The 4612-nt window shown below is 64.7% G+C and carries 4 protein-coding genes and 1 pseudogene; 1 reads left to right on the forward strand and 4 read right to left on the reverse strand.

All coding sequences use genetic code 11. The annotated features are described in order from the left end of the window. Positions 1 to 140, forward strand: a pseudogene (locus ACKODO_RS06320) (IS5/IS1182 family transposase); the annotation flags it as partial. Here ACKODO_RS06320 and ACKODO_RS06325 read toward each other — a convergent pair. Genes ACKODO_RS06325 through ACKODO_RS06340 form a run of 4 tightly spaced genes read right to left on the reverse strand, consistent with a single transcriptional unit; the run spans position 137 to position 4471 of the window. Further along, positions 137 to 1075: an NAD(P)H-dependent flavin oxidoreductase gene (locus ACKODO_RS06325; RefSeq protein ID WP_408982601.1), complete on the reverse strand. Its 939-nt coding sequence runs from the start codon at positions 1073 to 1075 to the stop codon at positions 137 to 139. The pseudogene ACKODO_RS06320 and the gene ACKODO_RS06325 overlap by 4 nt on opposite strands. Before the next feature lie 54 nt (positions 1076 to 1129). Next, positions 1130 to 2305: a beta-ketothiolase BktB gene (gene bktB / locus ACKODO_RS06330; RefSeq protein WP_408982602.1), complete on the reverse strand. Its 1176-nt coding sequence runs from the start codon at positions 2303 to 2305 to the stop codon at positions 1130 to 1132. Continuing rightward, positions 2302 to 2910, reverse strand: a complete 609-nt coding sequence (locus tag ACKODO_RS06335; RefSeq protein WP_408982603.1) for a 2-hydroxychromene-2-carboxylate isomerase — start codon at positions 2908 to 2910, stop codon at positions 2302 to 2304. Before ACKODO_RS06335 ends, bktB begins: the two co-directional genes overlap by 4 nt. Beyond that, on the reverse strand, positions 2891 to 4471 hold the full coding sequence (locus ACKODO_RS06340) for an acyl-CoA carboxylase subunit beta (RefSeq protein ID WP_408982604.1): 1581 nt from the start codon (positions 4469 to 4471) through the stop codon (positions 2891 to 2893). The genes ACKODO_RS06335 and ACKODO_RS06340 overlap by 20 nt, the downstream gene beginning before the upstream one ends. Positions 4472 to 4612: the final 141 nt, after the last annotated feature.

Here is a 4612-nt window from a genome sequence, read left to right on the forward strand (position 1 = left end):
TCGTCGAACGCTTCTTCAACAAGATCAAACAGTTCCGCCGCATCGCCACTCGCTTCGACAAGACGGCGGAGAACTTCCTCGCCGCGGTGAAGCTGGCATCCGTCCGCATTTGGATGCGCGGTAACGAGTCTACGGCCTAGAGCGACGCGATCCGCCGTCGAGCTGCTTCGAACTCATCCTGCAGTCGTTGCGCCAACTCGGCCATGGGCGGCGCATCGGCAATGGCGGAAACACCCTGCCCCGCCGCCCAGAGATCGACCCATTTCCGCGTATTGGGGTCGAGATCGAGCTTGATCGCCTGCTTGTTCGTCGCTGTCAGGGCCGCAGGATCAATCCCATGCGCCAGCAGCGACGGTGCCAGGAAATTGCCAGCCACCCCGGAGACTGCAGCGGTGTAGACAACATCATCCGTGCCGCTCCGGGCCAGCATCTCACGATAGCCCGCCTTGGCATTGGCTTCGGCCGTGGCAATAAACCGCGTTCCCATATAGGCGAAATCCGCCCCTGCCGCCAGGGCCGCGGCAACATCCGCGCCGGTGGATAGAGCGCCGGCCAGCGCAATGGCGCCCCGGAAGAACTGCCGGACTTCGGCGATGAAGGCGAAGGGGTTCAGCAGCCCCGCATGACCACCCGCGCCGGCAGCGACCAGCACAAGGCCATCGACGCCCGCTTCTGCCGCCTTCTCGGCATGCCGGCGGTTGATCACATCATGCAGGATGATGCCGCCATAGCCCTGCACCGCCCGGGCAATTTCGCTCACCGCGCCAAGTGAGGTGATGACAAGGGGCACCTTGGCCGCCACCACCGCCTCGAGATCCGCCGCGAGCCGCGGGTTGGAATGATGGGCGACAAGGTTCACCCCGAAGACCCGCCGTTCCGGCGGTCGATCGCCCAGCGCCTGCCCGATCTCTTTGAGCCGACAGCGGAATTCGTCCTTGGTCCTGAGATTGAGCGCGGGAAACGTGCCGACAAAGCCGGCATTAACCGCCTCCAGCACAAGATCACGGCCCGAGGCAATGAACATCGGCGCCGTGATGATCGGCAGCGCAAGGTCCCAGCCAAAGGCGGTCTTCATCCGGTCGCTCCTTCCGTTTCAGCACCCGGGGACCGGCAGGCCCCAGGCGGGCATTCACACCCGCTCGATCGCCAGGGCGATGCCCTGCCCGCCACCGATACACATCGTGATCAGGCCTTTGCGCGTGTTGGTGCGCTGGAGACAGGACAAGGCCTTGACGACGAGGATGGCCCCGGTCGCGCCGACCGGATGGCCTAGCGCAATGGCGCCACCATCCGGGCTGACCTTGGCTGGGTCGAGCCCCAGCTGGCGGTTCACGCAAAGGGCCTGTGCGGCGAAGGCCTCGTTCGATTCGATGACGTCGAAATCCTCGGCCTTCAGCCCGGTCCGGGCCAGCAGCGCCCGGACAGCGGGGATCGGCCCCGTGCCCATGATCGCGGGATCCACGCCCGCATGGGCATAACCGAGAACCCGCGCAAGAGGCTTGCCCGCGCGGGCTCGCCTGCCTGAGGCCAGAATGATGGCCGCGGCACCATCATTGACGCCGGAGGCGTTGCCCGCCGTGACCGTGCCGCCCTTCTTGAAGATCGTCGGCAGCTTGGCGAGTTGTTCCGCCGTGGTGGTCGGCCTGGGATGTTCATCCTGTTCCACGAGAACGGTCTTGCGTCCAACCTGTGTCTCCAGCGGCAGGATCTGGTCGCGGAAGTGGCCATTCGCGATAGCAAGGGCGGCCCGGCGCTGGCTTTCCAGCGCGAAGGCATCCTGCATCTCGCGGCTAAGGCCCCAGCGTTCGGCTATGTTTTCCGCCGTAACACCCATGATGCCGGAGCCGAACGGATCGGTCAGCACGCCGGTCAACCCATCCGCCAGCACGGCATCGCCCATCTTCTGGCCAAACCGCGCCACAGTCAGGTAATGCGGCGCGCGACTCATGCATTCCGTGCCCCCGGCGAGCGCGACCTCTCCATCTCCCAAGGCGATCCCCTGCGCAGCGGAGACCAGGGCCTGTGCGCCACTGCCGCAGAGCCGGCTGACATTCAATGCCGGCACCTCCCTGGGAATGCCGGCCGCCAGCCCGATCGCACGGGAAAGATAGGCATCTTCCGGCCCGGTCGGGATGACATTGCCAATCACCACATGGCCCACCTCATCCGGGCTGACCCCGGCACGGCGGATGGCCTCCCTCGCGACCGCCGCCCCGAGCGCAGCCGGAGAGAAGCCGGCCAGCCCGCCCCCGAAACCGCCAATCGCGGAGCGCACCGCTCCGAGAATAAACACATCCATCGTCATTTCTCCGCGCGGGCGAGGCGCCATGCGATCTGCGGCAGCCTGTCGGCGCCGAAATAGCCTTCGCCATCCACCACCGTATAGGGCGAACCAATCACCCCTTCGGCCACCGCCTCCTCGACCGAGGCCGACAATCGGTCTCGCCCGGCCGCGATCAGGGCCTCCGCCCGTGCGGGATCGACTCCCAAGCCGCCCAGAACCGCCTGCAAGGCTGGCACGGAGGCGATGTCCTCGCCCTGGCCGAAAAACCGGCTCAGCACCGCCTGGACATAGGCTTCGGCAAGGTTTGGCTGTTCGGCAGCCAGACCGTAGAACAGGCGTGCCGCAAGATGGGACGCGAAGGGTATCTTGACCGGCTCGGCCAGTGGCAGGCCGGCAAAGGCGGCGGACCGTGCCATGTCCTCGAAGAAATAGCGCTTGCGGGCGGGAACCTCGAGCGGTGCAGCGATGCCGTGTGCCCGGAAAACCGCGAAGAGCAGCAGGGGTCGGTATTCGATCCGGCGGCCATGCCGCCGCGCGATCTCCTGCAGGCCGGGCACCGCGAAATAGGCATAGGGCGAGGCAAAATCGAACCAGTAGCGGATTGGGTCAGAACCGGAAGACGCCATAGCCAGGTTCTCCTATTGGCGCGTTGAGGGATACGGAAATGGCGATGCCGAGCGCGTTCCGCGTATCGACAGGGTCGAGCAAGCCGTCATCCCACAATTCGGATGTGGAATAATTGGCCGAGAGCTGCTGCTGATAGGCCGCACGGGTCTGGCTGATCAGCGCCTCGATTTCCTGCGGGTCGACATCGCCACCATTGCGCCGGATCTGGTTGATCTTGACCTCGGCGAGGGTCTTCGCCGCCTGTTCGCCCCCCATGACCCCGATCTGCGAACTCGGCCAGGTGAACAGGAACCGCCCGTCAAAGGCGCGGCCGCACATGCCGTAATTGCCGGCACCGAAGGAGCCATTGCACATCACGGTGAATTTCGGCACTTTCGAGCAGGTCTGCGCCATGATCATCTTGGCACCATCCTTGGTGATGCCGCGCCGCTCGTATTCCCGGCCGACCATGTAACCCGTGATATTCTGGAGGAAGACCAGCGGCGTATTGTTCTGGTCGCACAATTCGATGAAATGTGCGCCCTTGATCGAGGAATCGTTGAACAGCACGCCGTTATTGGCCAGTATTCCAACCTTGAACCCCCAGATATGGGCGAAGCCGCAAACCAGCGTGGTGCCGTAATTCGGCTTGTACTCATGAAAGCGGCTGCCATCGACAATCCGGGCAATCACCTCGCGCATGTCGAAGCTGGTCTTGATGTCGTCCGGAATGATTCCGTAGAGTTCCGTCGGATCATGGAGGGGCGGCTCCGGCGCCTGCCATTGCGCCTCCCATTTCTTTGGGCGGTTCCATTGCGCGACGATCTCGCGGCCGAGGGCAATGGCATGTTCCTCATTGTCGGCCGGCCAGTCGCACGTGCCGGAAATACTGGTATGCATCTCTGCACCGCCGAGTTCTTCGACCGTCACTTCCTCGCCGGTTGCCGCCTTGACCAGCGGCGGCCCGCCCAGGAACACTGCGCCACTGCCCCGGACAATGACGCTGTAATCCGAAAGGCCGGGAATATAGGCGCCGCCAGCCGTGCAATGCCCGAAAACCAGCGCCAGCTGCTTGACGCCCATTTTCGACAGCACGGACTGATTTCGGAAAATCCGCCCGCCAACGTATTTGTCCGGGAACAATTCGGATTGCAGCGGCAGGAAACCTCCCGCGGAATCGCACAGATGAATCACCGGCAGGCGATTCTCCATCGCGATATCCAGCGCGCGGACAATCTTCTTCATCGTCAGCGGATACCAGGCGCCGCCCTTCACCGTCGGGTCATCGGCGCGGATCATGACCTCGCGACCAGCCACCACCCCAATGCCGACAATCGAACTGGCCGAAGGGGCCTCGCCGCCATAGGCCATGTTGGCGGCCAGGGTGGAGAGTTCGAGAAAAGGCGTGCCGGGATCAAGCAGCTTTTCGATCCGCTGCCGGGCCGGCATCTTCTTCTGCCGGGCCAGCCGCTCGAGATCGCGTGCCGGGCGCTGATGCCGCGCGGCCTCCTGCCTGGCGCGTAATTCCGCCACCAGTCGGCGGTTATGGGCGTCAGGCCGGCGGAAGGCCTCGGGAAACATGCCCGGCACGAGCGTGGCCAGGACGCTCGCAGTCCAGGCCACGAGTCCGCCGAGCGCGACGAGGGAGAACATGCCGGGCCGGCCGGCGCGGAACCCCGCGACTCCCCCGGCGACGATGGGCCAGCCGCACCAGAACACGAT

The organism is Rhabdaerophilum sp., assembly GCF_046092605.1.
Taxonomy (GTDB): Bacteria; Pseudomonadota; Alphaproteobacteria; order Rhizobiales; family Beijerinckiaceae; genus Rhabdaerophilum.

Coding starts and splice junctions, on each gene's coding strand:
- ACKODO_RS06340 (WP_408982604.1), bottom strand. CDS start 4,471: ATGTTTCCCGAGGCCTTCCGCCGGCCTGACGCCCATAACCGCCGACTG.
- ACKODO_RS06325 (WP_408982601.1), bottom strand. CDS start 1,075: ATGAAGACCGCCTTTGGCTGGGACCTTGCGCTGCCGATCATCACGGCG.
- ACKODO_RS06335 (WP_408982603.1), bottom strand. CDS start 2,910: ATGGCGTCTTCCGGTTCTGACCCAATCCGCTACTGGTTCGATTTTGCC.
- bktB (WP_408982602.1), bottom strand. CDS start 2,305: ATGACGATGGATGTGTTTATTCTCGGAGCGGTGCGCTCCGCGATTGGC.